Raw genomic sequence first — 25,208 nt, 5'->3', positions numbered from 1 at the left:
GATGGGTATCGGTTACGGGTTCATTCCAATACTGTTGATTCTGCTGGTGTTCGCCTCGGTGCGCATTTTGCGCGAGTACGAGCGCGGCGTGGTGTTCCAGCTGGGGCGTTTCTGGAAGGTGAAGGGACCGGGGCTGATCATCCTGATTCCCGGCATCCAGCAGATGGTGCGCGTCGATCTGCGCACCGTGGTGATGGACGTGCCGCCGCAGGACGTGATCACGCGTGACAATGTCTCGGTAAAGGTCAACGCGGTGATCTACGCACGCGTGGTCGACCCGCAGCTCGCGATCATCCAGGTCGAGGACTACATGAACGCGACCTCGCAGCTGGCGCAGACCACGCTGCGCGCGATCCTCGGCAAGCACGAGCTCGACCAGCTGCTGGCCGATCGCGAGCGCATCAACCAGGATCTGCAGCAGGTGCTCGATGTGCAGACCGATGTCTGGGGCATCAAGGTCGCGAATGTCGAGATCAAGCACGTGGACCTCAACGAGAACATGATCCGTGCGATCGCGAAGCAGGCCGAGGCCGAACGCGAGCGGCGCGCCAAGGTGATCCACGCCGAGGGCGAGCTGCAAGCTTCCGACAAGCTGCTGGAAGCGGCCAACAAGCTGGCGCAGGCGCCGGAAGCGATGCAGTTGCGCTATCTGCAGACGCTTACCGCGATCGCCGGCGAGAAGAGTTCCACGATCATCTTCCCGATGCCGATCGACTTGCTCACGTCGATCGTCGGGAGCTTGCCCCGCGGCAAGCCGGATTGATGTGCTGTGGCACCGCATCTGGAATGGGTGCGCTGCGGCGGGGATCGAGTGGAGCCCGGGTTTGAGCGCTGGTGCCTTGGTCTGAATTCATGCTTGCATCGACCACGGTTGATTATCGATAATCGATAACCAGCCGTGGTCTGCCCACGCCCCGCATGGCACCAGAAGAAGCCCGGATATCGATCGAATGTGGATCGTTCGCCTCGCACTGCAGCGTCCTTACACATTCATCGTGCTGGCGTTGTTGCTGCCCCTGATCGGAGCGCTGTCGATTTTCGGCAGTCCGATGCGTGCAGGCATGCCCACCGATATTTTCCCCGATATCCCGATTCCGGTGATCGGCGTGGTGTTCGCATACTCGGGGCTGGCGCCCGACGAAATGGCCGGGCGGATCACCACGACCTTCGAGCGCCCGCTGACCACGATCGTCAACGACGTCGAACACCTGGAATCGCAAAGCTATCCGGGCATCGCGGTAATCAAGGTGTTTTTCCAGCCCGGTGTCGACATCAATCTGGCGATGTCACAGATCACGGCGTTTGCCCAGACGAGCCAGCACGCTCTTCCGCCGGGGACTTCGCCGCCGTTTGTAATGAAATACAGCGCCTCCACGGTGCCGATCATCCAACTGGCATTTTCCAGCGCCGTGCTGGGCGAGTCGGAGTTGTTCGACCTTGCCAACCAGTTTGTGCGCGCGCAGCTCGCGACGGTTGCCGGAGCCTCGGTTCCCTTTCCCTATGGCGGTGCGGCACGCCAGATCAATGTCGATCTCGACCCGGTTGCACTGCGTGCCCAGGGTCTTTCGCCGCGGGATGTCAACCAGGCGCTGGGTGACCAGAACCTGGTGTTGCCGGCAGGCACCCAGAAGATCGGTACGATCGAGTACGCGGTCAAGCTCAACGCCAGCCCGCAGAAACTCGAGGAGCTCAACGATCTTCCGATCCGGGGCCAGAACGGCAGTATCACCTATGTGCGCGATGTGGCGCATGTGCATGACGGCCATCCGCCACAGACCAATATTGTGCGGGTCGACGGCAGTCGCGCGGTATTGATGACGGTACAGAAGACCGGGTCGGCCTCGACTCTGGACATCATCGAAACCATCAAGCAACGCCTGCCGCAGATCCGTGCGCTGCTGCCCGATGACGTGAATCTGGAGGCGACCGGCGACCAGTCAGTATTCGTCAAGGCCTCGATCCAGGGTGTGCTGGCCGAGGGGCTCATCGCGGCGCTGCTCACCGCGCTGCTGATCCTGCTGTTCCTGGGCAGCTGGCACAGCACGCTGATCATCGCGATCTCCATTCCGCTTTCGATCCTGTGCTCGATCATTGCACTGCATGCGCTGGGCGAGACGATCAACATCATGACGCTGGGCGGCCTGGCCCTTGCGGTCGGCATACTGGTCGACGATGGAACGGTCACCATCGAGAACATCAACCGCTTGCTGGAGGAAGGCCGTGATGTGGAAGAGGCAATACTGGAGGGCTCGCGCCAGATCCTGGTACCGGCGCTGGTCTCGACCCTGGCTATCTGCATCGTGTTCGTGCCGATGTTCCTGCTCACGGGCGTGGCGCGCTACCTGTTCGTGCCGATGGCCGAGGCCGTGGTGTTTGCCATGCTTGCCTCCTACGGGCTGTCCCGCACCCTGGTGCCAACACTCGCAAAATACTGGCTGCGCCCGCGAGCCGTGGCCGGTGTGCAGCCGCCCGCGCACCCGTTGCGGCGTGTGCAGCAGGCATTCGAACGACGCTTCGAGGCGTTGCGCACCGCTTATTTCGAGGCGCTGCAGCACGTCATGCAGCATCGCGGCTTGTTTGTGTGCATGTTTCTGGGGTTCGCGCTGCTCTCGATGCTGCTCTATCCCGCGCTCGGCAGGAACTTCTTTCCCCAGATAGACTCGGGCCAGATACGCCTGCACATGCGGGGTCCGAGCGGGACGCGGGTCGAGGAGACCGCGCTGCTGGCTGATGATGTGGAGGAGGAAATCCGGCGCGTGATCCCGGCGGCGGACATCGCCAGCGTGGTCGATATCGTCGGCCTGCCCAACAGCGGTATCAACCTGACCTATGGCACCTCCGGTACGATCGGCACGAGCGATGCGGATATCCTGATTCGCCTCGAAAAGGACCATCGCCCGACCGCCGATTATGTACGCGAACTGCGTCGACGCCTCCCGGAGGCGTTCCCTTCGATCAATTTCGCGTTCCTCCCTGCCGATATCGTCAGCCAGATCCTGAACTTCGGGCTGCCGGCGCCCATAAACCTGCAGATCATCGGCCCCAGCGGGGAAAACCGCGCGCTGGCGCGGCAATTGCTGGCCGAGCTGCGGCATGTGCCCGGACTGGTCGATCTGCGTATCCAGCAGGAAAACGACAAGCCCGAGTTCAGGGTCAGTGCCGATCGCGGTCGTGCTGAACAACTCGGGCTCACGCAGCGTGATCTGGCGGGCAATCTGCTGATCGCGCTCTCGGGCAGCTTCCAGACTTCACCTACTTACTGGCTGAACCCGGCAAACGGCGTCCAATACCCGATTGTTACGCGCATGCCGCAGAACCGCGTGAGCTCGCTGGACGATCTGCAGAACCTGCCGGTCGGGAGCGCCATTGACGGTTCGCAGCAGATCCTCGGTGCGCTGGCGAGCATCTCCCGCGGCGCGGGCGCCAACGTTGCCACTCACTACGACGCCCAGCCCGTGATCGATATCTTCGGGAGTGTGCAGGACCGCGATCTCGGCGGTGTCGCGCAGGATGTCGACCGTATCGTCGCCGCGTATGCCGACAAGCTGCCACGCGGCACGCGCCTGGTCGCGCGCGGTCAGATGGAAACCATGCGCAGCTCGTTCACCGGACTGCTGATCGGCCTGGCCGGTGCAATCGTTCTGGTCTACCTGCTGATCGTGGTCAATTTCCAGTCGTGGACGGATCCGTTTGTCATCATCTCCGCATTGCCCGTGGCGCTTGCGGGCATCGCGTGGATGCTGTTTCTGAGCGGGACTACCCTGAGCGTACCGGCGCTGACCGGAGCGATCATGTGCATGGGCGTGGCGACCGCCAACAGCATTCTCGTCGTGAGTTTTGCACGCGAGCGCATCGGGCAGGGCCTCGCATCATCGGAGGCCGCGCTCGAAGCCGGCCATACGCGCTTTCGTCCGGTCCTGATGACCGCGCTCGCGATGATCATCGGCATGCTGCCGATGGCGCTGGGACTGGGGGAGGGCGGTGAGCAGAATGCGCCCCTCGGGCGCGCGGTGATCGGCGGGCTGATATTTGCCACGTTCGCCACGCTGTTCTTCGTGCCCGGCGTTTTCAGCTTGTTGCACCGCGCGCGCAACGACGCGAGCGCGGTGTGAGCAGGTACATGTTCCCCAGGAAATCGTCATGAATAGCAGCAACCGATCCATGCCGATCAAGGCTTCCGCGAGGGGCTTCGGGCGAGTGGCACTGGTCGTGGTGCTCGTTGCGCTCGTTGTGGCGGGATGGGGCCTGGTGTCACGAGAGCGTGCCGAAGCGCGCCTGCGCGCACATACCGAGAAACAGATTGCGCGCACGGTAACCACGATCAGCGCGACACGCAGCGATACGAGCATCGACCTGAGCCTGCCGGGCAATGTGGTTGCCCGCGTGGAAGCGTCGATTTTCGCACGCACCGACGGTTATCTTGCCCGCTTGCACGTCGATATCGGTACGACGGTAACCGCCGGTCAGCTTCTCGCCGAGATCGATGCGCCCGAGCTCGATCAGCAATTGCGCGAGGGCGGCGCGGAGGTGGCTGCGGCCGAGGCGGCCGCTGCGCTCGCGCAGACCACGGCCGAACGCTGGCTTGCCCTGGGTGCGAGCCACACGGTGTCGCGCCAGCAGGTCGACGAGCAGCAGAGTGCCGCGCAGGCAAGCGCCGCCCGGCTGAACGCGGCGCGCGCCAGTCTGCAGCGCTTGCAGGAACTGAGCGCCTTCAAGCGGATCGTCGCGCCCTTCGACGGTATCGTGACCGTGCGCAATACCGACATTGGGCAGCTGATTTCGGCCAATGGCACGGGCGAGGAACTGTTCCGGATCGCCGATACCAGCCGGCTGCGGGTATTCGTTCGCGTGCCGCAGGTCTATGTGGCGACGATGACTCCCGGACTGGTCGCAAGACTCGGCTTTCCTGATCGTCCGGGCGCGGAATACGAGGCGCGACTGGTGCGCAGCGCCAACGCGCTCGATGCCGCATCGCGCACCTTGCTGGTGGAACTCGATGTGGACAATCGCCACCACGAATTGCTGTCCGGCACCTATGTCGATGTTCATTTCCAGCTGCCCGGATCATCCACGTTGCGCCTGCCCGCCAATACCCTGCTGTTTCGCGCGGCAGGTCCGCACGTCGCCACGGTTGGCGAGGACAATCGCGTGTTGCTGAAGCCCGTGACGCTGGGTCGCGATTTCGGCAACGAGCTCGAGATCCTGTCCGGAGTGGACGCCACGGATCGCGTGATACTCAGCCCGCCGGATTCGCTCTCGGATCACGAGGCGGTGCGTATCGTGAACGGTGCCGGGACCACGGACCATCCCCCATGAGCAAGCTGCTGCCCAAGAGCGTCATCAAGCGCACGTGCATGCGCGACCGGATTCGTGAGCAACTGGTGGCACGCATACTGGAGGGCAGCTACCCCCCGGGCATGCGCCTCAAGGAACTCGTGCTCGCCGAGGAATTCGGTGTGAGCCAGGCGCCGGTTCGCGAAGCATTGCGCGAACTCGAGGCCACCGGGCTGCTCACCACCGAGCGCTATTGTGGCACCCGGGTGTGTGCTGCCGACCTGAACGCTTTGAAGGAAGCATACGAGCTGCGCGCGGTACTCGAGATGCGCGCGGTCGAGCTGGCCTTGCCGCTGCATCCCGCAATGTCGCGGCGGTTCCGGGCGGACATCAGGCGCATGCGTGGATTTGCCGGCCGCAACGCGCGCGATGCCTATGTCGGTGCGGCGCTGGAGCTGCACCGCAGGTTGATCGAGGCTTGCGCAAACCGCTTTTTCCTGAGGACCTGGGATGCCTTTCACTGGGATGTGCGGGCACGCATCACGCTGCGTTATGTCGATGACGCGCTGAATCTCGATGCAACCCTGCAGCGTCACGTGGTGCTGGTCGAGCACCTGGTCGCGGGGCGCGTCGCGGAGTCCGTGCAGGCGGTGCGGGCGACATTCGATGCGCTGATCTCGATGCTGGAGGCTGAATGAGCAACACGTCAAGCGAGCTTCCGGTTGCCGTGATCTGCACTCCCGGGAACATTTGCACCTTGCTCATGGAGGATATTGCGACGCTGACGCTGCAGGCAGGGGCGGGAGGACTCGCTTTGGCGCAACAGGTGCATTAGGCTTTCCGCGTATCTTTGCCGACGTGGAAATCCGGGACATGAACAACGCCTTGCTGACAGGACATCGTGCGCTGATCGTCGGCGGCGGCAGTGGCATCGGCTATGCCAGCGCGGAGCTGCTGCTGGCAGAGGGTGCGACGGTTACCATTGCCGGGCGCGATGAAGACAAGCTGCGTGCCGCGGCAGCCAGGCTGGCTGGCGTTGCGGCGGCCTCGGGTGGCGCGATCCACTGGGTCGGTTGCGATGTCATGCAGGGTGCCGATGTGCGCCGGGCGGTCGAGGTTGCCGAGGGTGGCATCAGGCTCGACTCCGCGGTGACCGTGCCCGGTGGCGGTCATTTCCGCCCGGTGCTGGGTTATCCCGACGATCTGTTCGGCGCCGAGATTGACCAGAACGTGCGTCCGCAGTACCTGGTGCTCAAATATGCCGGGCTGGCGATGGTGCGTGCGGGCGGCGGTTCGATCGTCGCGATATCGTCCACCGCGGCCCGCTTCTCCAGCCGCTACCTGGCCTCGTACTGCGCGGGCAAGGCCGCTGTCGAGCAGCTGGTGCGCGTCGCCGCCGACGAGCTCGGTGAAAAGAACATCCGGGTCAATGCGGTGGGGCCCGGCCTGACGCGCACCGCTGCCACCGAGGGCATGTTTGCGGACAGCGCGCTGATCGAACGCTTTCTCGACCAGCAACCGCTGCGTCGCGCGGGTGAGCCACTCGACCAGGCGCGCGCGATCCGCTTCCTGGTCGGTCCCGAATCGTCGTGGATCACCGGTCAGTGCCTGGCGGTGGATGGCGGGCATACGCTGCGCAGTTTTCCCGACTGCCGGAATGTAGCCGCCGCGATCGTCGGCGCGGAGGTGTTCGCGGCCACTGACCGTGGCGAGATCTGCTGAGTCGTTTTCGATTTTCTTGAACCCGTGACAGGAGCAGTACCTTGAGTATCACCGACCTCGCTACCGTTGCCGCACTGAAAGAGCTCGGCATTCGCTACGCGCGCCATGTGGACCGGCGCGAATTCGACCAGCTGGACTCGGTGCTGGGCGCCGATGCCAGTATCGCGGGGTTTACGGGCGATCCCGCGGCCCAGCAGCCGCTGTACCGGATGGATGGCCTCGCGACCATCCAGCAGGGCTTGCAGCTGCTGCATCGCTACCAGCGCACCTTTCACCTGGTCGGCCAGCAACTGCTGCTGTCCCTCACGCCCGACAGTGCCAGCGGCGAGACGTACTGCATCGCCTCGCACTTCCATCACAAGCAGGGCAAGGATCATTGCTTCGTGATGTATATCCGTTACCAGGACCGGTTTGCCAAGGTGGACGGGCAATGGAGATTCGTCGAGCGAGCCCTGATCGTCGATCGCACCGAAGGCGAGGATGTGGACGCCTGAGGCGGCGTGGGAGACAGACCTGGATTTGCCATTGAATGGAAAGACTGCGCTGCACGATCCGATAACAATACAAAAACCGGCGCCTCGATGCGCCACAGGAAAAATCCCACGCGCCCGCCGAGCATGAAAGAAGAAATCCGCACACACCCCGCGGGGCGGGCAGACCCGGTCGCGCGCCGCCATTTCCCGACCCGGGTGCTGCGGCTCGCCGGCGGGTACTGGAATGGCGTCGACAAGTGGCGGGTGCGCGGCGGGTCGCTGCTGCTGCTGGTGCTCACCGTTGCGCAGGTCGCGCTCGCGGTCTGGACCAACTACTGGAACCGCGCCTTGTTCGATGCGCTGGAAGCGCGCTCGGTTCCCGCCCTGATACTGCAGGTCGGGGTATTCGCGCTGATCTTTGCGCTGACCCTGGGCGTCACCGCGGCGCACTTGCTGGTGAAACGCTGGTTGCAACTGGGCTGGCGCGCCTGGCTCACGGACCGGGTTATCGGTCGCTGGATGGAGAGCGGGCGCCATTACCGCCTGCTGTTCAGCGCCGGCGAGCACGACAATCCCGACGGGCGCATCGCCGAGGATATCCGCGTCGTGACCGAGACCGCGATCGCGCTGGCGCACACCCTGGTTTATTCGGTGCTGATTCTCGGCAGTTTCATCGATATCCTGTGGACCGTGTCGGGCACGTTGCAGTTGCCGGGCACCGATATCCGCGTGCCGGGTTTCATGGTGCCGCTCGCGTTCCTTTACGCGGGCCTCGGCGCGGTGCTCGGCTGGATGATGGGACGCCCGCTGGTGCGCTCGACCAATGCCCTGCAGACCGCGGAGGCGGATTTTCGCTTCGGCATGGCGCGGGCGCGCGAGCACTCGGAAGCCATCGCGCTGTTACGCGGCGAGTCGATCGAGCGTGCCGGAGCGGGCCGGCAGTTCGGCGCGATCATGCGCAACTGGGATCGCCAGTCATTGGCCTACATGGGCATCGTGTCTTTTTCGACCGGCTACGGCGCCCTGCTGCCGGTGTTTCCGATCCTGGTTGCGGCGCCGCAGTACATTCTCGGCACGATGTCACTCGGGGTGCTGATGCAGGCGGCGCAGGCGTTCCAGAAGCTTACCTCGGCATTGTCGTGGCCGGTCGACAACCTCGGCGACATGGCGCGCGCGCGGGCCTCGGCCGATCGCGTGCTGTCGCTGTTCGAGGATATGGAACGCCTCGATGCCGAGGCGCGCACGCCCAGCGACAAGCGCATCTTCATCGGTCGCGCGAAGGGCGCCTGCCTGGTGATCGAGAAGCTCTGCATCGCCGATCCCGATGGCCTGATCCTGCTCGAGAATCTCGATACCGAGATCCACCGCGGCGAGCGGGTGCTGGTGGCCGGTGACCCGGCCGTGACCAGCAGCCTGTTCAAGGTCATCGGCGGCCTGTGGCCGTGGGGCAGTGGACGCGTGCTGCTGCCCGATGACGGCGGCATCCTGTTCATGCCGCAGCGCCCGTTCCTGCCCGAGGGCACGCTGCGCCAGGCGCTGTGCTACCCGCGCGGCGGCGACGCCCACGGCAGCGAGAGCATCCATCGTGCGCTGGAATGCGCGGGCGTCACCTGGCTGGCGCCGCGGCTGGATGCGATCGATAACTGGGAGCAGGCGCTGCCGCTGCGCGCGCAGCAGCGCCTCGGTTTCGCGCGCGCACTGCTGCAGAGTCCGGCGTGGATTCTGATGGAAGAGGCAAGCGATGCCTTTGACCCGCGCGGCGAGCAGCTGATTCTCGAGATGCTGCACCGCGAACTGCCGAACAGCGCGGTGCTGACCATCAGCTTCCACTCCGGGCTGGAAGCGCTGCACCATCGCAAGATCGTGCTCAACCGCCTGGCCGAGCCGCACTTCCTGTTCGCGGGGGTACGGGAGAACGGCTCGATCTCGCACTGAGCCCGGAAAGCATGTCCGCGGGCATTACCGCGGCTGCGCGCGCCGCAACCCCCTCAGTCGAACCTCCCGGGCAGCCAGCCGCGCTCCACGCATTCGCGGAAGCACCACGCGGGCGTGGTCTCGGTGCGGTAGCTCCAGAAGAACCAGCCCCGGTAGCGTTCGAAACTGAGCAGTTGCGCGGCCGCGTAGGCGCGGTAGGCAACATGTTCCTGGAAGGCGTCCATGCGCTCCAGCGCGTGATTCCAGGGACCCTGCGCCCACAGCGAAACCACTTTGAGATCGAGCCCGAGGCTCCATTCGCCGACGATGGCGGGCAGGGCGAGATCGCGCTGGATCGCGTCGGCCTCCTCGCGCCACAGCACACCTGCCTTGTGCAGGTGGCCGTGGATGTCCATATCGATGTCGGAGCGCTCGAAACACTGGTAGCGGTGCACATCGAAGACCAGGTTCTGCGCGCCCGAGGTGAGCAGGCCGCCGCGGTATTCGCGATGCGAGCGAAAGCCGTCGTGGAACACGACCGCCACCTCGTGCGCCGGGCAGTGCGCGCGGATCGCCTGGCAGGCGCGGATGTTATAGGCCTCGAGCAGCGCGGTCGGCACGCTCGAGTTGGGCTCGTTCAGCACCTCGATCGCGTGCAGGCAGCGGCGCCCGCGATAGCGCGCCGCGAGGCGCCCGAGCACGGCGACGGAATGCGCCAGGTACTCTTCGCGGGTGTGCCATTCGCACACATCCTTGATGCCGCCGTTGTCGAAACCGTTCTGGCAGCCGGGAGCGGCGTGCAGGTCGAGTATCACGCGCAGGCCAAGCTCGTCGGCCCAGTCCATGGCGCGGTCGAGCACCTCGATGCCGCCTTCCACAAACGGGTGAGGGTTGCTGCCGTAGGCGCGGTGCCAGGGATAGGGCGGGCCGAAAATCCAGTGTCCGAGCGGGATGCGCACGGCGTTGATGCCGCGCTCCGCGAGCCAGGCAAAATCGGCCCGGGTGATGAAGCCGTCCCAGTGGGCGCGTAGCCGCGCCGGCGCCGCGGCGCCGAGTTCCGCGCACCACGAGGTTTCGTCGGTGGCGGCGAGCCCCTCGAAGAGGCTCGGTTTCATCCATTTCTCCAGCACCAGCCAGCCGCCGAGGTTCACCCCGCGCAGGCGCATGCCCGTCACCGTCTCGTCCATATGCTTGTTCCCGGACATCTCGTCAGGCCGCTCGCGGCGCGGCATCGTTACGGCTGATCATGCGGCGCGAAGCGGTCGCGGAGCAAGTGCCCGTGGCACCATTCATGTCACTGCCTCGATCACCTGCGCCGACGCCGGCGGCCTGGTGTACTGCAGCCAGGCCACCGCGCAGGCGCACAGCAGCGCCCCGGCGATCAGCGACCATTGACTGCCGGCCAGCGCGATCACGCTTCCGGCCAGCGCGATCAGCATATTGCTCGCGTAGAAATTGGTGCTGATCAGACCCATCACGCGCCCGGCCCCCTGGTGGGCGAAGCGCTCGGCCATGTACTCGGGGAAACATCCGCTGTTGATGCTGATGGTCATTCCCAGCCCGGCAAACACCCATGGGACATGCTCGATCGGGGTGAACACCAGCAACAGCAGCAGCGCGGCGAACACGCTCGAACTCGTGCGCACCAGCGTCAGGCTGGCGCAGCGCGCGCGCAGCCGGGTCACCACGAACATGCTGGTGAATATCATCGCGCCGGTCATGTACACCGTAAGCCAGGCGATATGCCGGCTGTCGCTGCCGAAGTACTCGACCAGCCACAGCGGATAGAACTCGTAGCAGGCGTTCACGCCAAGCGTGTAGAGCAGATGGAAGATCAGCAGCTCGCGGATCGGCGGCTCGCGCCACAGGCGCAGGGAATTGTGTTGGCGCGCGGTTTTCAGCAGGGCAGGCGGGGATTGTGGAGAAGCGGGCAGCGCGGAGGTCTCCATCAGGGCAAGCAGGGTGAACGATGCGCAGGCGAGCAGTGCCGCGCCGGCGAACAGGAATACCGCCGCCATGCCGAACACCATCAGGTAGCCGCCGGCCAGCGGCCCCGCCATCCAGCCCGCGTAGGTGGTAGCGAACACCAGGCTCAGCGCGCGGCTGCGGCTGATCGCCGGGTGCAGGTCGAGTGCCACGGCGCGCGCGATCGCATCGTTGCCTTCACACAGCCCGGTCAGCAGACGCGCCAGCGCAAACAGCGGAAAGCTCTCGATCAGCACCGCGGCCGCGGTCAGGAGATAGCCGAGCGCCGCAAGGCACAGGCTCGCGACCAGTACCCGCTTGCGACCGAAATGATCCGACAGCGCCCCGAGAAAGGAACTGCCGATCAGGATGCCGAGCGGATAGACCGCCAGCAATATGCCGAGCAGCAGTTTTGGCGGCAAGCCGAGAAATCCGCTCAGTGCGCCGGGTTCACCCGCAAGAAAATACGGCGCGAGTACCGGAAACGGCAGCGCCACGCCGGCAGTGCTCATGAAGCTCACCAGCATGACGGTGATCAGGGTGGAGCGGGCGCTGGCCATGGCGATGAAATCCGGATCTTCCGCTGATTGCCTGGGTAGAGCATAAGGCCGGTGAGCGATTAAGCAAAACAGGCGATCATGCCCACGCGACGGGCAATCGACTGCGCCGCGCCGTGGGTGGCAGCCCGGTGCCGTGATAAAGTGCGTCGATGAAAATCCTGGTCGTCGAAGATTCGATTCGTCTCGGCAAGACGCTGGTTGATGGTCTGAGCCGCAGCGGATATGCGGTCGACCTCGTGGGCGATGGCAGCGCGGCGCTGCAGTATGCGAAGCGGCTGGCTTATGACGTCGTCGTGCTGGACCTGATGCTGCCGAAGATCGATGGACTAGCCGTGCTGCGCGAACTGCGCAGATCGGGTGAAAGCGCTGGCATCATCATTCTGTCGGCGCGGGACCAGGTGCAGGACCGTGTTCAGGGTTTGCAACTCGGTGCCGACGACTACCTGGTCAAGCCGTTTTCCTTTGATGAACTGCAGGCCCGAATCGCGGCATTGATTCGACGTCGCTACGCGAAACCCGACCCCGTGATCGCTCTCGGCAGCATTGATTTCGACACGGCGAGGCACCAGGCTTTCAAGTCCGGTACGGAGCTGAAGCTGACGCCGCACGAGAGTGTGATTCTCGAGTGCCTGGCCTTGAATCGTGGACGTGTTGTGTCACTGCGCAAGCTTGAAGACAGCGTCTACGACAGCGATTCGTCGGTGTCACGCAATGCCATCGAGGCGCATATCAGCGCGCTGCGGAAGAAATTGCGGCTCGCGGGAGAACCCGACCTGATCAGCACCCGGCGCGGTTTTGGTTATTGCATCGAGGACCACGGACAGTGTCATCGATCAGCACACGGGTGACCCGCAACGTCGTCATTGGCAGTTGCGTGCTGCTGCTCGGCGCGGGGCTGCTGCTCGACACGTTGATCGGGAGACGGTTACAAGCGGATCTGGATGGCGCGCTGCTGGCCCGCGCGCAGGCACTTGCGACCCTGACCAAACAGAACGAGCGAGGAGTGTTTTTTGATTTCGCGGACGAGTTCATGCCGGAATTCGCGGCGAGGAGCAACGCGAGTTTTTTCCAGGTCTGGCTCGCGGACGGCTCCCTGGTCGAGGCATCGCGCTCGCTCGGCGAATCGCGCCTGCCCCCATTTGAAACCGCCCTTGGGGGCGTGCGATTCATCGGCCTCACGCTGCCGGATGGCCGCAATGGTCGTATGGTGGAGATCGAATTCCTGCCGCAGATCGAATCGTCGGCGATGCGGGCGCGATTGCGGCGCGAGGCTGCGATCGTGCAGGTTGCGCGCAGCAGTCACGATCTCGAGGCCATGCGTGAAAACATCCGGGAGGTCATTTTTGGCGTCAGCTTCGCCTTGATGTTTGCACTTGCCTTCCTGGCCCGGCTCAGTGTTCGCTGGGGTCTTGGTCCGCTTTCGGAGTTGGGGCGCCAGGTGGCGGCGCTCGATGCGCGCTCGATGGAACCACCGCTGCGGTTGACGCATCCCGCGGTGGAACTCGATATATTCGTAAGCCAGTTCAATTCGCTTCTCGAACGCGTGAAGCGGGCCTTCAGCGCGGAGCAGCGCTTTTCCGCCAACGTTGCGCATGAATTGCGTACGCCGCTGGCGGAGCTGCGTGCCCTCGCCGAGATCGGAGGGCGCTGGCCGGCGGACCAGGCGCTGGTGACCGGGTATCTCGACGATGTGCGCGAAACGACGCTGCAGATGGAGCATCTGGTGTTCGATCTGCTTGAGCTTGCACGCCATGATTTCGGTACGGTAACGATCAGAACCGGTGATTTTTCGCTCCAGGCGCTCGTCGAGGAAACATGGCAGAGAATCCAGCCCTTCGCCCGCGGACGGCAGCTCGAGCTGCGGTGCGAGCCTGCCGCAGAGATCGTGATCGATCGTGGACGCGAACAGTTCGAGGGCATCCTGAACAACCTGTTTGCGAATGCCGTGAGCTACAGCCCGTGTGACACGGTGGTAATCTGCACGCTGGAACGCAGCAACGGCAGGATACAGATCGGGGTGAGCAATCGGGTCGTGGACCTGGAATCGAGCGATGTGCCACACCTGTTCGAGCGCTTCTGGCGCAAGGATCCGGCGCGCAGCTCGGGCGAGCACAGCGGACTTGGGCTGGCGCTCGTGACGGCGTATGCCCAGCAGGTTCACTTCGAAGTCGCGGCCGAGCTCGATGCGAAGCAGCGGCTGCACATACGCGTGTCTGGCCTCGCTTCTCTTGCGGTGTGATGCAACGTCACACCCGATTGACCTCGTACATTCAGCCAATCTTCAGCTTGCGGGACTACCATTGCGCGACCGGCGCCGAGTGGCGCCATAAACCGGTATGTTCAAGACACGGACGTGGATAGTTGACGCAAGCCGAAGTGCAGAAGCCGCGCTCTGTTGCCGAGGGTCGGCGCAGGAACCGTGTCGCGGACAACGTTCCCTGGCCAAAGGAGCGCATCGAAGCGCTTCTGGCGCGTGGGCAATTCTCCTATCAGCGTATCGAACTGCCCTACGGCCTGAGCACCAACGGCAAGGACCGGTCTTCGTCGGCGGACCGGATGTTTCCGGAAAATCTTGCCGGAAAGACTGTCCTCGACCTCGGCTGCAATCACGGCTACTTCTGTTTTGAAGCGCTGCGTCGTGGGGCCATGCGCGTGGTTGGTTATGACCATAGCCCGATGATCATCCGCAGGGCTGCCCGTCTTGCCCAGGCCAAGGGAGTCATCGCGGAATTCGAATGGCGTGACCTCAATCATGAACCGGTGACTGAAACGTTCGACTACGTGCTGTGCCTGAACGTGCTGCACCACCTTGACAATCCCCTGTTGCAACTCGAGCGCATGATGTCCATCACGCGCGAGACGCTGGTGCTGGAAATCGCCGGATTCAGCCTGTTCGACTGTTTTTGCAAACTCGAAGTCGTGCCGTTTTTCGCGTTTTTTGCTTTCCTGCTGACCCCTTTCCCCGTGGTCTTCATCGGACGCGTTCCGGGAGCGACTCCGGACGCGCCGCACCGCCTCAAATATTATTTCACCCGGCGCGCCATGCTGCGCTTGTTCGAGAAGCACAAGGATGTATTCCCCCGGGTGGAAATCGTCCGTTCCCGCTTCAAGCGTCGCTATCTGCTGATTGCGCACCGCGTCTGAACATCCCGGAGCGCCTCGTTTCGCACAACTGCGGAACATGACATTCCGGACAGGTAGTTTGATTGTCGGCGCGCGCAAGGCATTATGCTGCCGAAAGTGGCTATGCCATGTCAGCCCCGGAATAGATGATGATCCGTTACGACTACGTGACCAAGCGCCGTGAAGACGTCAAGCCGATGGATGAGAACCAGCAGGCTTGGGGCAAGAAATTCATCAAGCTGTACACGCGGCTCAATGTCTGGGTGTACAGGAAGAGCGGTGGGCGGCTGATGAAGCATTTTCCCGGCGGATACCCGATCTGCGTGCTGGGCTGCAAGGGCGCGAGGACCGGCGTGTGGCGCGAAGTCGCGTTGATACATCTGCCGCATGGCGACCAGGAACTGCTGGTGGCATCCCAGGGCGGCATGGACAAAAGCCCGTTCTGGTTCTACAACGTCAGCGCCAATCCCGAGGTCGAGATCTTCTTTGCCGGCACCACGCGCAGGATGCGCGCGCGCCGGGTCAGCGACGAGGAGAAGGCCGCGCTGTGGCCACACCTGCTGTCGCTGTACCCGGATTTCGACGAGTACCAGGCTCGCACCGACCGCAATATCCCGGTGTTCCTGTGCGATCCGCTGTAGCCCGGCGTCTCGACTCCTAGACCTTTCTAGCCGCTCCTGCCCAGAACGGTGCACGCAGCGCTTTCTTGTCGGGTTTGCCGACCGGGGTGAGCGGAATGCCGGTGATGAAATCGACGCTCTTCGGCGCCTGCACCGCCCCCTTGGCATCCTTGACGCGCGCGATCAGCGCCGCGGCGAGTTCGGCGTCGCCGCTGATGCCGGGCTTGAGCACCACCAGTGCCTTGACCGCCTCGCCCCAGCGCTCGTCGGGCACTCCGATCACCGCGACCTGCGCCACCGCGGGGTCCGCCGCGAGCACATCCTCCACTTCGCGCGGAAACACGTTGAAGCCGCCGCTCACCACCATGTCCTTCTTGCGATCGATGATGTAGAGAAAGCCCTCGTCGTCGAAGCGTCCGATATCGCCGGTATGCATCCAGCCGCCGGCGAAGGCTTCGGCAGTCTGCTCGGGCAGCTTGTTGTAGCCGCTCATGACCAGCGGGCCGCGCACGCAGATTTCGCCGGAAGCGCCGGCCGCGACCGGTTTGTTGTCATCGTCGAGCAGCGCGAGGTGCACCCAGGGCGCGGGCCGGCCGCAGGAGGCGAGCCGCTCGGGTTTGGCGAGATCGTGTTCGCCTTTCTTCATGTTGGCGAGCACCATCGGCGCCTCGGACTGGCCGAAGAACTGGTAGAAAATCGGCCCCCAGGTACGGATGCCCTGTTCGAGGCGCGCCGGACTGATCGGCGAGGCACCATAGAAGATCGTCTGCATGCTCGACATGTCCGCGGTTGCGGCACGGGGCGAATCGAGCAGCACGTTGATCATCACCGGCACCAGCATCGTGGCCGTGATGCGGTGCTGTTCGACCATGTCGAAGAAGCCGTCGGGCGAGAAGCCGCGCGGTACGTAGAACGCCCCGCCGCGTTGCAGCACTGGCACGAAGAAAGCCGCCGCCGCATGCGAGAGCGGGGTGCAGATCATCATCCGCAGCTCTTCGGGGAATTCCCACTCGGCCATCTGGATCATCGACATGTAGGCGCTGGCGCGATAACTCATCATCACGCCCTTGGGTTTGCCGGTGGTGCCGCCGGTGTAGTTGATCGAGGACAGGTCCCCGGGCAGCAACGGGGGTGCCACCAGTGCGCGCGGTGCGAAGCCCGCGGCCAGTGCCAGGTAATCCTCGCCCGTGGCGCTCGGGCCGAAGGCCAGCAGGTTTTTCAGCCCGGGCAGTCGCTGCCGGAGTTCGGCGGCGCGCTGATCGAAGCCGGCGGGATCGTAGATCAGGGTCTCGATGCCGGCGTCTTCCATCACGTAGGCGTGGTCGTCGAGCGAGCCGAGCGGATGCAGCGGCGTGCCGCAGCAGCCGGTGATCTGCATCGCCGCAATATTGGCCAGCACCTCGGGGCGATTGCCCGAGATCACCGCGACCCGCGAACCCTGCGCGAGTCCCTTCGACTGCAGCGCCTGGACCAGTTGGCTGGTCAGCGCCCGAATCTCGGCATAGCTGAGCACGGTGTCGCCGATCAGCAGGCAGGGGCGGTCGGAGTGCCGGTTGAGCCCGCCGATCAGCAGGTCGGCCATCAGCGGTGGGTCATAGAGGTTCTGTGCACTCATCGGGAGGTGTCCTGGTTGCGGGCGGAACGGAACGCCCATGATAGCCGCATGTGCCGCCCGCGGTTCATGACGATGAATTCATCGATCGCCGTCCCCGTGCAGAGAGGAAAGGTCGCCCCGCGTCTCCATCGCGGCGCGGTACATCTCCACTCCGTCGAGCAGTGTCAGCAGCACCCGCGCCTGGTTGATTTCCGTGGCAGGAATCGCGAACAGGTTGCGATCGAGCACGATCAGGTCCGCGCGCTTGCCGACCTCCACGGATCCGCTCAGCGTGTCGAGCCGCATCACCCAGGCCGCATTGCGCGTGTAGGCCTCGATCATGGTGGCCAGGTCCACGCGCTCGCTTGCCTGCAGCACCGGTCCATCGGCCGTGAACGGATCCTGGCGCCGCACGGCGGTCTCGATGGCATCCAGCGGGTTCAGCGAGGACACGTCCCAGTCGCTGCCACCGACGATGCGCCCGCCGCTGCGCTGCACGCTGGCGATCGGGTAGTAGCGGTTCACGCGCGGCGCGCCGAGCAGCGGCAGCGCCATGTCGAAGTAGTCATCCGGGTAGGCCCACAGGGACTGGAAATCCGCCGCCACGTCGAGCTCGGCAAAGCGCGGGATGTCGGTCTCGTCGATGAGTTGCAGGTGCACGATCTGGTGGCGGTTGTCGCTCGAGGGGTTCAGCTTTCGTGCCTGCGCGTAGGCATCCAGCGCCATGCGGATCGCGCCGTCGCCGATGGCATGGGTGTGGATCTGCACCCCGAGCGCGTCGAGCCGGGGATACAGCTCGTTGAGTTCCGCCGTGCTGTAGAACGGTTCGAAGTTGCTGCCATCGCTGTATGGCTCCAGCAGGTGCGAGGTGCCGGTTTCCATCACGCCATCGATATAGACCTTCACCGAGTCGACGTTCAGGCGCGGGCCGCGGAAATTCCCGCGTTCGGCGAGCAGCTCGAAGATCTCGGGACCGAAGCGCCCCGAATCCCAGCCGATCGGCGACAACGATGCCGTGACCCGGGCGTTCAGCGTTCCGGCCCGGTCGGCGTTCACGTAGGGGACGAGGTATTCGCGCGTGAGCCCCGGTTCGACAAATGCCGTGATCCCGAAACTGTTGGCCTGTTGCACTCCGGCGGCAACGCTGGCGGCGAGCTCCGCGGCGCCCGGTTCCGGCACATGGCGCGCTACCAGTTCCATCGCGGCATCGCGCAGCACGCCGGTGGCCTGGCCGCTGAGCGGATCGCGCTCGATCACGCCATGTGGCGGGTTCGGGGTGTCGCGGTCGATTCCGGCAAGTTCCAGGGCCCGGGTGTTGACCCACGCGGAGTGTGAAAAGCTGTCGACGAAGTACGCCGGGCGCGAACCGAAACTCTCATCCAGCCAGGCCTTTGGCGGGCTGCCGTCGGCAAAGGCGGCCAGTGCCCAATGCGCGCCGGTGATCCAGCCGTCCGCGGCGAAGCGATCGCTGTGGCTGCATTGTGCCAGCCGCGCGCGGATCCACTCGTGATCGCGGCGGTCCTCCAGGTCGCAACTCGACAGGGACATTCCGCCGGCCAGCACATGGGCGTGTCCGTCGTGAAATCCCGGCAGCAGCATGCGCCCGCGCAGATCGCTCACCACGGTGCGGGTATCGATCAGCGACTGCGCCCCCGCATCGTCCCCGACATACACGATCGCGCCGGCGCGAATTGCCACGGCCTCGGCCCATGGTTGCGCCGGATTCACGGTGTAGACGGCGCCGTTCAGGAACACCCGATCGGCTGCAGGTTGCTGCGGCATGCCCACGCAGCCGGCGGGCAGCAGCGCGAGCAGCACGGTTGCGAGCATCCGGGCGGGTATCGGTTTCGGTTTGTGCATCGGCCAACTCCATTCGCGAATGGCGGCGAGAAAATGCGGCCTCGATCCGCAAACATAAGATATTGTCGTTCGCTGCCGTAAATCTGCAACCGGGAAACTCCGTGATGGCGGACTGACTGCACCTGTTCTCGTCGCCCCGCATAGGCAGCATGCAACTGACGAATCGGATGTCATGGCACCGATTATGCGTTGACGCACAGGCGCCGGGCATCAGGGGTCGAGGACTTGCATGTCCAAGTCGCGGAACTTCACGCCATTGGCGATTGCACCGGTCTCGATCTGATCCGCAAGGCCACCGATGACGAGATGCGGGTCGGGTGCGCGTTTTGAGTACGGTCAGGCAGCGCCAGGCGGGGTCCCGGAACTGTCTTCGACGGGCGGGTCACGCAACTCCTCGCGCAGGTCACGCACCTTGACCACGATGTTTTCGGTTTCGCCGTAATCGAGGTATTTTGCGTAGCGGGCATGGGTTCCGATGATCTTGCCCGCGTGCTTGATCGGGCACCAGTACTGCTCCGTGACAGAGGCGATCTCGCGAGCGTAGGCGATCAGCCCGGTAACGTAGCTGCAGTAGACGCAGTTCAGGCGCTGCATGCTGTTCAGGTAGTCCAGGTGCTGATGATCGATGACGATGAAATCGGATCGTCGCGGGCGCTTCAGGCGATAAAGCGGAAAGCAGGTTGCCAGGTACAGCGCAAGGAACAGGTCGAGCAGCGCAAACGGGATGAACAGCGCGAAGATGAATGGCGCCGAGACGACGTTGCGCCACTCGCTTTGTGCCAGCCAGCGCAGCAGGTGTATGCGCATGCCACGATGCTGTTTGCGCACCGTTGAGGTGAAGCGGATGCGCTTGCCGTCCGCGTGGTACGGATCGCGGGTTTGCTGCTGATGCAGCCGTTCGCGCAGCTGTGATTCGAGTTCGCCGATCTGTGCGATCAGCTTGTGGATCTCTTCGTGCATCCCGGGTCTCCGGTTGGGTTGAACGCCTGCGCGGAGAATTTGCGAGAAGCGACCCGGCGTGAGCCAAGCCTAACCAATCGGGGATACGAACACAAAACGGCAACGCTTGGGCGGTGTGCGCGCCTGTCAGGACCGTCCCGTGGCTGCGAGCGGGCCCGCGGCAAAATGCGATATGCTGGATCCGACACCCTGCGAGGCCCATGGAATGATCGAGTTCACGGTCAACGCCGAACCGGTTACCGCCGCTGCGGACCCCGGGATGCCGCTGCTGTGGTGGTTGCGCGACAGCGCGGGTCTCACCGGCACCAAGTACGGTTGTGGCATCGGCGCCTGCGGTGCCTGTACGGTGCATATCGACGGCGAGCCCGCGCGTGCCTGCCTGACGCCAATCGGTTCGCTGGGGGGCAAGACGGTGCTCACGATCGAAGGGCTGGCGGTCGACGGCCTTCACGCCGTGCAACAGGCCTGGATCGAGCACAACGTCCCGCAATGCGGTTACTGCCAGGCGGGGCAGTTGATGAGCGCCGTCGCGCTGCTGGCGAAGAACCCCGATCCCGACGATGCAGCGATCGACGCCGCGATGGCGGGCAATCTGTGCCGCTGCGGTACCTACCTGCGCATCCGCGCCGCGGTGAGTGCCGCAGCCGCCGCCGCGAGGAAACCGGCATGAACGTGCGCCGGATTTCCCGCCGCGCGTTTCTACGTGCGAGCGGCGGGGTGTCGGCGGCGTGGGTGCTCGGCGCGCGGATTGCACCACGCGCGGGCGCCGACGAGGTGAACTTCGAGCCCAACCTGTTCGTGGCCTTCAGCCCCGATGGCAGCGTGCAGATCACGGTGAGCCGCAGCGAAATGGGGCAGGGTGTACGCACCGCGCTGCCGCGTATCGTGGCCGATGAACTGGAGGCGGATCTTGCCCGGGTCACGCTGCTGCAGGCGGTGGGCGATGCGAAATACGGCGACCAGAATACGGATGGATCGAAAAGCGTGCGCCTGATGTTCCAGCCGCTGCGCGAGGCAGGTGCCGCCGCGCGCGAGATGCTGGTGCAGGCGGCGGCGCAGTGGTGGAGTGTGTCGCCTGCCGAGTGTCGCGCGTTCGATCACGGTGTCGAGCATGCCGCGAGCGGGCGGCGCTTCGAGTATGCGCAATTGCTGTCACGCGCTGCGAAGCTCGAGGTACCGAGGAACCCGGCGCTGAAGGATCCGTGCGATTTCCGCTATATCGGGCACAGTGCGCGTGGCCTCGATGCCCCGGCGATCGTCACCGGTACCGCGATCTATGGCTTCGATGTGCGCCTGCCCGGCATGAAATACGCCTGCGTGGCGCGCGCACCGGTGTTCGATGCACGCATCCGCCAGGTCGACGACACGGCTGCGCTGGCGGTCCCCGGCGTCCGAGCCACCTGCAGCATTCCCTTTTCCGCGCATCCGCGCGAGTTCCGTCCGGAAGAAGGTATCGCGGTGGTCGCCGACAGCAGCTGGGCGGCCCTGAAAGGGCGCGAGGCGCTCGCGATCGAATGGCTGTCCGGCGACAATGCCGGCTACGAGACGGCGAGCTATCGCGCGCAGCTGCGCGACAGTCTCACCCGGCCCGGCAGGAGCCGGTTGCTGCGCGGTGAGGTGATGGCGGAACTCGAGGGCGAAGGTACGCTGGTCGAGGCAAGCTACGAAACGCCGATGCTGGCGCATGCCCCGATGGAGCCGCCGGTAGCGGTTGCCTGGGTGCACGACGGGCGCTGCGAGATCTGGGCGCCGGTGCAGGATCCGCGCGCGACGCGCCGGCTGGTCGCGGAATGGCTGCGCATCCCGCCGGCCGGAGTCACCATCAATGTCACCCTGCTCGGTGGCGCGTTCGGGCGCAAGTCGCAGACCGATTTCGTGCTCGAGGCGGTCGAGGTCTCGAGCCGGGTGGGCGCTCCGGTGAAGCTGTTCTGGACCCGTGAGGAGGACATCCGCAACTGCTATTTCCACGCCGAGGCAGTGCAGTTCATGCGCGCACGTCTTGGCGCCGATGGCCTGCCGCGGGCGTGGTTGATTCGTGCGGCCTACCCTTCGATCGACTGGTTGTTCGAGAAGGGCATCGATCATCCGCAGCCCTGGGAGATCGGCATGGGGCTGAGCAATCTGCCGTTCGCCGTGCCCCACCTCGGCATCGAGGCCTGCCAGGCACCCGTCCCTATCCGTATCGGCTGGCTGCGCTCGGTGTGCAATGTGTGGCAGGCGTTCGCGCTGAACGGTTTCATCGATGAAATGGCGGCCGCGGCGGGAGTCGATCCGCTCGCCTATCGCATCGCGCTGCTGGGCCCCGACCGCCAGTTTGCAGCACCCAACGAGGACCCCGATCCGCTTGCCAGTTCCAACGGGACGACCGTCGACAGCGGCCGCTACCGGCGCGTGATCGAGCACCTCGCGGCGCGCGTGAACTGGGGTGCGCCATTGCCGGCCGGTCATTTCCGGGGCTTTGCGGCGCACAACAGTTTCTACAGCTATGTTGCGACGATCGTCGAAGTCGCGCTGCAGGCCGACGGCACGCCGCGGGTGGTGCGCGTCGATACCGCGCTCGATTGCGGAAGGGTGGTGAATCCCGACGGTGTGCGGGCGCAGGTCGAGGGCGCAACGATCTTCGGTCTCGGGCTCGCGCTGTTCGGCGAACTCAGCGTGCGCGAGGGGCGCGTGGAGCAAAGCAACTTCGGCGATTACCGCATACTGCGCATCACCGAGGCGCCGCCCGTTATCGAAGCACACATCGTGGCGAGCGAAGAGCCGCCGAGCGGCATCGGCGAGCCACCGACGCCGACCATCGCCCCGGCGCTGGCAGCGGCGCTGTTCGCCGCCTCGGGCCGCCGCCTGCGCGAGTTGCCGCTGATGAAGGGCTGGGCCGCCAGCGGGTAGCGTCCCACGCGCTTCAGCGCCCGCTCATTCCAGCGCCTGGCTGCGCAGGTACTCGTCGTAGCTGCCGCTGAAATCGACGATGCCCGAGGGCCTGAAATCCAGGATGCGGTTGGCCAGCGAGGACACGAACTCGCGGTCGTGGCTCACGAATATCAGCGTGCCCGGATAGTTTTCCAGGGCGAGGTTCAGCGCCTCGATCGATTCCATGTCAAGGTGATTGGTGGGTTCGTCGAGCACCATCACGTTGCCGCGCTGCAGTATCAGCCGTCCGAACAGCATGCGCGCCTGCTCGCCACCGGAAATCACCTTCACCGACTTGGTGATCTCGTCCTGGGTGAACAGCATGCGCCCGAGAGTGCCGCGCACCAGTTGCTCGTCACCCTTGGTCCACTGCTTCATCCACTCGAACAGGTTCAGGTCTTCGGCAAAATCCGCGGCATGCTCCTGCGCGAAGTAACCGATATCGGCCTGTTCCGCCCATTTCAGTTCGCCGGCGTCGAGCGCGAGTTCGTTCATCAGGCAGCGCAGCAGCGTGGTCTTGCCGGCCCCGTTGGGACCGATGATCGCGATGCGCTCGCCGGCTTCCACCTGGATGCTGAAGCTCTCGAACAATGGCGCTGCACCAAAGCCCTTGCCCGCAGCGCGCAGCGTGACCGCCTGGCGGTGCAGTTTCTGCTTCTGGTCGAAGCGGATGAAAGGGCTCTGGCGGCTCGAGGGCACGATGTCGACGAGCTCGATCTTCTCGATCTGGCGCGCGCGTGATGTCGCCTGCCTGGCTTTCGAGGCATTGGCGGAAAAACGGCTCACGAAGCTCTGCAGATCGGCAATCTGCGCCTTCTTTTTCGCATTCTCGTTCTGCACCAACTCGCGCGCCTGGGTGGAGGCGCGCATGTAGGCATCCCAGTTGCCCGGATAGACTTTCAGCGCGCCATAATCGAGATCCGCCATGTGCGTGCACACGCTGTTCAGGAAATGACGGTCGTGGGAGATGATCACCATGGTGCTGCTGCGCGCCTTCAGCATGCCTTCGAGCCAGCGGATGGTGTCGATGTCGAGATGGTTGGTGGGCTCGTCGAGCAGCAGCACATCGGGGTCCGCGAACAGGGTCTGCGCCAGCAGCACGCGCAGCTTCCAGCCGGGCGCCACCGCGCTCATCGGCCCCGCGTGCTGTTCCACCGCGATGCCGAGCCCGAGCAGCAATTCCCCGGCGCGCGATTCCGCGGTGTAGCCGTCGAGTTCGGCGAACCGTACCTCCAGCTCGGCAACCGCCATGCCTTCTTCCTCGCTCATCGCGGGGAGAGCGTAGATGCGCTCGCGCTCGGACCGGACCTGCCACAGCTCCTCGTGTCCCATGATCACCACATCGATGACGCGCTGGTCTTCATGAGCGAACTGGTCCTGGCGCAGCTTGCCCAGACGCATGTCGACCGGGCGCATCACGTTGCCGGAGCTCGGTTCGAGATCGCCGCCGAGGATCTTCATGAAGGTGGATTTGCCGCAGCCGTTGGCGCCGATCAGGCCATAGCGGTTGCCGTTGCCGAATTTCACCGACACGTTTTCAAACAGGGGCCGGGCCCCGAACTGGATGGTGAGGTTGCTGGTAGCGATCACGAAGGAAATCCACAGTGAAGACGGCGCAAGAGCGCTCCGCGAGGGGCGCCAGTGTAATGGCTGCCGCGGAATTCTCAATTGCAAACAGTGCAACAACTGCCGCATATTCGCGCCCGCCGGACCGCGGATCGCCGCCCGCAGGTAGCGTCGAACACGGTTTGACGGATGATATGGCGCTACGGAATACTCTGCGTTGAATTTGTTCTGATGCCTTGCCGGCCCAAGGAATATGCCATGCAACTGACCAAGGGTTACAAGAAACTGATCGAGGAAGCGCGCGCAAGGATCCGCACCCTGTCGCTCGAGGAGGCAAGGCTCAAATTCGGCGACCCCGATGTGCTGTTCGTGGATATCCGCGATGTGCGTGAGCTCGAGCGCGAGGGAATGGTCCCCGACGCTTTTCATGCGCCGCGCGGAATGCTCGAATTCTGGGCCGACCCGGAGAGCCCGTATTACAAGGAGGTCTTCGGTTCCGGCAAGGAACTGATACTTTATTGCCAGTCCGCGTGGCGCTCCTCACTGGCCGCCGCGGTACTCGGCGATATGGGACTGCCGCGCATCGCGCATTTCGAGGGTGGCTTCAGGGCCTGGAAGGAATCCGGTGCGCCGGTCGCCAGTCACGAGCCGCAGCAGGTGCGCTGAA

The 25,208-nt window shown here is 64.5% G+C and carries 21 protein-coding genes; 15 read left to right on the top strand and 6 right to left on the bottom strand.

The window, feature by feature from the left end:
• Position 1 precedes the first annotated feature (1 nt).
• The 8 genes from IPF49_19435 (at position 2) to IPF49_19400 (ending at position 9,404) form a co-directional block, all read left to right on the top strand.
• Positions 2 to 763: a slipin family protein gene (locus tag IPF49_19435; protein ID MBK6289760.1), complete on the top strand. Its 762-nt coding sequence runs from the start codon at positions 2 to 4 to the stop codon at positions 761 to 763.
• Between the two features lie 187 nt (positions 764 to 950).
• Positions 951 to 4,112, top strand: coding sequence for an efflux RND transporter permease subunit (locus IPF49_19430; protein ID MBK6289759.1), 3,162 nt, complete (start codon positions 951 to 953; stop codon positions 4,110 to 4,112).
• A gap of 49 nt (positions 4,113 to 4,161) precedes the next feature.
• Positions 4,162 to 5,316 (top strand): efflux RND transporter periplasmic adaptor subunit, encoded by a 1,155-nt coding sequence (locus tag IPF49_19425; protein MBK6289758.1) that lies wholly within the window; start codon positions 4,162 to 4,164, stop codon positions 5,314 to 5,316.
• Complete coding sequence (locus IPF49_19420) at positions 5,313 to 5,972, top strand: GntR family transcriptional regulator (GenBank protein ID MBK6289757.1); 660 nt, start codon at positions 5,313 to 5,315, stop codon at positions 5,970 to 5,972. The genes IPF49_19425 and IPF49_19420 overlap by 4 nt, the downstream gene beginning before the upstream one ends.
• Positions 5,969 to 6,109 (top strand): hypothetical protein, encoded by a 141-nt coding sequence (locus IPF49_19415; GenBank protein MBK6289756.1) that lies wholly within the window; start codon positions 5,969 to 5,971, stop codon positions 6,107 to 6,109. The genes IPF49_19420 and IPF49_19415 overlap by 4 nt, the downstream gene beginning before the upstream one ends.
• 38 nt (positions 6,110 to 6,147) lie before the next feature.
• Positions 6,148 to 6,996, top strand: coding sequence for an SDR family oxidoreductase (locus IPF49_19410; GenBank protein ID MBK6289755.1), 849 nt, complete (start codon positions 6,148 to 6,150; stop codon positions 6,994 to 6,996).
• Positions 6,997 to 7,037: 41 nt separating this feature from the next.
• Positions 7,038 to 7,490 (top strand): nuclear transport factor 2 family protein, encoded by a 453-nt coding sequence (locus IPF49_19405; GenBank protein ID MBK6289754.1) that lies wholly within the window; start codon positions 7,038 to 7,040, stop codon positions 7,488 to 7,490.
• Positions 7,491 to 7,613: 123 nt separating this feature from the next.
• Positions 7,614 to 9,404, top strand: a complete 1,791-nt coding sequence (locus IPF49_19400) for an ABC transporter ATP-binding protein/permease (protein ID MBK6289753.1) — start codon at positions 7,614 to 7,616, stop codon at positions 9,402 to 9,404.
• A gap of 53 nt (positions 9,405 to 9,457) precedes the next feature.
• Here the strand turns inward: IPF49_19400 and IPF49_19395 are convergent, their stop codons facing one another.
• Both IPF49_19395 and IPF49_19390 read right to left on the bottom strand, forming a co-directional pair.
• The gene (locus tag IPF49_19395) at positions 9,458 to 10,570 is read right to left on the bottom strand and encodes a cellulase family glycosylhydrolase (protein MBK6289752.1); all 1,113 of its coding nucleotides are present in this window, start codon (positions 10,568 to 10,570) and stop codon (positions 9,458 to 9,460) included.
• 102 nt (positions 10,571 to 10,672) lie between these two features.
• The gene (locus IPF49_19390; GenBank protein ID MBK6289751.1) at positions 10,673 to 11,908 is read right to left on the bottom strand and encodes an MFS transporter; all 1,236 of its coding nucleotides are present in this window, start codon (positions 11,906 to 11,908) and stop codon (positions 10,673 to 10,675) included.
• Between the two features lie 149 nt (positions 11,909 to 12,057).
• Here IPF49_19390 and IPF49_19385 point away from each other — a divergent pair, with 149 nt between their 5' ends.
• The 4 genes from IPF49_19385 to IPF49_19370 all read left to right on the top strand — a co-directional run bounded on the left by IPF49_19385 (position 12,058) and on the right by IPF49_19370 (position 15,672).
• Entirely contained in the window at positions 12,058 to 12,756 is a 699-nt protein-coding gene (locus IPF49_19385; GenBank protein MBK6289750.1) for a response regulator transcription factor, read from the top strand.
• Entirely contained in the window at positions 12,732 to 14,147 is a 1,416-nt protein-coding gene (locus IPF49_19380; GenBank protein MBK6289749.1) for a sensor histidine kinase N-terminal domain-containing protein, read from the top strand. The genes IPF49_19385 and IPF49_19380 overlap by 25 nt, the downstream gene beginning before the upstream one ends.
• A gap of 122 nt (positions 14,148 to 14,269) precedes the next feature.
• The gene (locus IPF49_19375) at positions 14,270 to 15,052 is read left to right on the top strand and encodes a methyltransferase domain-containing protein (GenBank protein ID MBK6289748.1); all 783 of its coding nucleotides are present in this window, start codon (positions 14,270 to 14,272) and stop codon (positions 15,050 to 15,052) included.
• Positions 15,053 to 15,177: 125 nt separating this feature from the next.
• A complete protein-coding gene (locus tag IPF49_19370) occupies positions 15,178 to 15,672 on the top strand; it encodes a nitroreductase family deazaflavin-dependent oxidoreductase (GenBank protein ID MBK6289747.1) in 495 nt (164 codons plus the stop codon).
• Positions 15,673 to 15,688: 16 nt separating this feature from the next.
• Here the strand turns inward: IPF49_19370 and IPF49_19365 are convergent, their stop codons facing one another.
• The 3 genes from IPF49_19365 to IPF49_19355 all read right to left on the bottom strand — a co-directional run bounded on the left by IPF49_19365 (position 15,689) and on the right by IPF49_19355 (position 20,065).
• The gene (locus IPF49_19365; GenBank protein MBK6289746.1) at positions 15,689 to 17,266 is read right to left on the bottom strand and encodes an AMP-binding protein; all 1,578 of its coding nucleotides are present in this window, start codon (positions 17,264 to 17,266) and stop codon (positions 15,689 to 15,691) included.
• 78 nt (positions 17,267 to 17,344) lie between these two features.
• Complete coding sequence (locus tag IPF49_19360; GenBank protein MBK6289745.1) at positions 17,345 to 19,105, bottom strand: amidohydrolase; 1,761 nt, start codon at positions 19,103 to 19,105, stop codon at positions 17,345 to 17,347.
• 336 nt (positions 19,106 to 19,441) lie between these two features.
• Positions 19,442 to 20,065 carry a hypothetical protein gene (locus tag IPF49_19355; GenBank protein MBK6289744.1) on the bottom strand — a complete coding sequence of 208 codons (624 nt, stop codon included), beginning with the start codon at positions 20,063 to 20,065 and terminating at the stop codon, positions 19,442 to 19,444.
• 205 nt (positions 20,066 to 20,270) lie between these two features.
• Here IPF49_19355 and IPF49_19350 point away from each other — a divergent pair, with 205 nt between their 5' ends.
• Both IPF49_19350 and IPF49_19345 read left to right on the top strand, forming a co-directional pair.
• A complete protein-coding gene (locus IPF49_19350) occupies positions 20,271 to 20,735 on the top strand; it encodes a (2Fe-2S)-binding protein (protein MBK6289743.1) in 465 nt (154 codons plus the stop codon).
• Positions 20,732 to 22,954: a xanthine dehydrogenase family protein molybdopterin-binding subunit gene (locus tag IPF49_19345; protein ID MBK6289742.1), complete on the top strand. Its 2,223-nt coding sequence runs from the start codon at positions 20,732 to 20,734 to the stop codon at positions 22,952 to 22,954. Before IPF49_19350 ends, IPF49_19345 begins: the two co-directional genes overlap by 4 nt.
• A 24-nt stretch (positions 22,955 to 22,978) precedes the next feature.
• On the opposite strand, the gene IPF49_19340 is transcribed toward IPF49_19345, so the two are convergent.
• Entirely contained in the window at positions 22,979 to 24,670 is a 1,692-nt protein-coding gene (locus IPF49_19340; GenBank protein ID MBK6289741.1) for an ABC-F family ATPase, read from the bottom strand.
• Positions 24,671 to 24,799: 129 nt separating this feature from the next.
• On the opposite strand from IPF49_19340, the gene IPF49_19335 reads away from it, so the two are divergent.
• Entirely contained in the window at positions 24,800 to 25,207 is a 408-nt protein-coding gene (locus IPF49_19335; protein MBK6289740.1) for a rhodanese-like domain-containing protein, read from the top strand.
• Position 25,208: the final 1 nt, after the last annotated feature.

This window comes from Gammaproteobacteria bacterium (assembly GCA_016705365.1).
Classification (GTDB): Bacteria; Pseudomonadota; Gammaproteobacteria; order Pseudomonadales; family UBA5518; genus UBA5518.
Note: the sequence above shows the minus strand (reverse complement) of the source record. Positions and strands in the feature narration are given on the sequence as shown.

Bases quoted from the DNA above. Each gene is read 5' to 3' on its own strand.
- IPF49_19350 (MBK6289743.1), top strand. From the start codon at position 20,271: ATGATCGAGTTCACGGTCAACGCCGAACCGGTTACCGCCGCTGCGGAC.
- IPF49_19395 (MBK6289752.1), bottom strand. From the start codon at position 10,570: ATGGACGAGACGGTGACGGGCATGCGCCTGCGCGGGGTGAACCTCGGC.
- IPF49_19370 (MBK6289747.1), top strand. From the start codon at position 15,178: ATGATGATCCGTTACGACTACGTGACCAAGCGCCGTGAAGACGTCAAG.
- IPF49_19360 (MBK6289745.1), bottom strand. From the start codon at position 19,105: ATGCACAAACCGAAACCGATACCCGCCCGGATGCTCGCAACCGTGCTG.
- IPF49_19365 (MBK6289746.1), bottom strand. From the start codon at position 17,266: ATGAGTGCACAGAACCTCTATGACCCACCGCTGATGGCCGACCTGCTG.
- IPF49_19345 (MBK6289742.1), top strand. From the start codon at position 20,732: ATGAACGTGCGCCGGATTTCCCGCCGCGCGTTTCTACGTGCGAGCGGC.
- IPF49_19385 (MBK6289750.1), top strand. From the start codon at position 12,058: ATGAAAATCCTGGTCGTCGAAGATTCGATTCGTCTCGGCAAGACGCTG.
- IPF49_19415 (MBK6289756.1), top strand. From the start codon at position 5,969: ATGAGCAACACGTCAAGCGAGCTTCCGGTTGCCGTGATCTGCACTCCC.
- IPF49_19355 (MBK6289744.1), bottom strand. From the start codon at position 20,065: ATGCACGAAGAGATCCACAAGCTGATCGCACAGATCGGCGAACTCGAA.
- IPF49_19390 (MBK6289751.1), bottom strand. From the start codon at position 11,908: ATGGCCAGCGCCCGCTCCACCCTGATCACCGTCATGCTGGTGAGCTTC.
- IPF49_19400 (MBK6289753.1), top strand. From the start codon at position 7,614: ATGAAAGAAGAAATCCGCACACACCCCGCGGGGCGGGCAGACCCGGTC.
- IPF49_19340 (MBK6289741.1), bottom strand. From the start codon at position 24,670: ATGCGGCAGTTGTTGCACTGTTTGCAATTGAGAATTCCGCGGCAGCCA.
- IPF49_19420 (MBK6289757.1), top strand. From the start codon at position 5,313: ATGAGCAAGCTGCTGCCCAAGAGCGTCATCAAGCGCACGTGCATGCGC.
- IPF49_19410 (MBK6289755.1), top strand. From the start codon at position 6,148: ATGAACAACGCCTTGCTGACAGGACATCGTGCGCTGATCGTCGGCGGC.
- IPF49_19430 (MBK6289759.1), top strand. From the start codon at position 951: ATGTGGATCGTTCGCCTCGCACTGCAGCGTCCTTACACATTCATCGTG.
- IPF49_19335 (MBK6289740.1), top strand. From the start codon at position 24,800: ATGCAACTGACCAAGGGTTACAAGAAACTGATCGAGGAAGCGCGCGCA.
- IPF49_19435 (MBK6289760.1), top strand. From the start codon at position 2: ATGGGTATCGGTTACGGGTTCATTCCAATACTGTTGATTCTGCTGGTG.
- IPF49_19425 (MBK6289758.1), top strand. From the start codon at position 4,162: ATGCCGATCAAGGCTTCCGCGAGGGGCTTCGGGCGAGTGGCACTGGTC.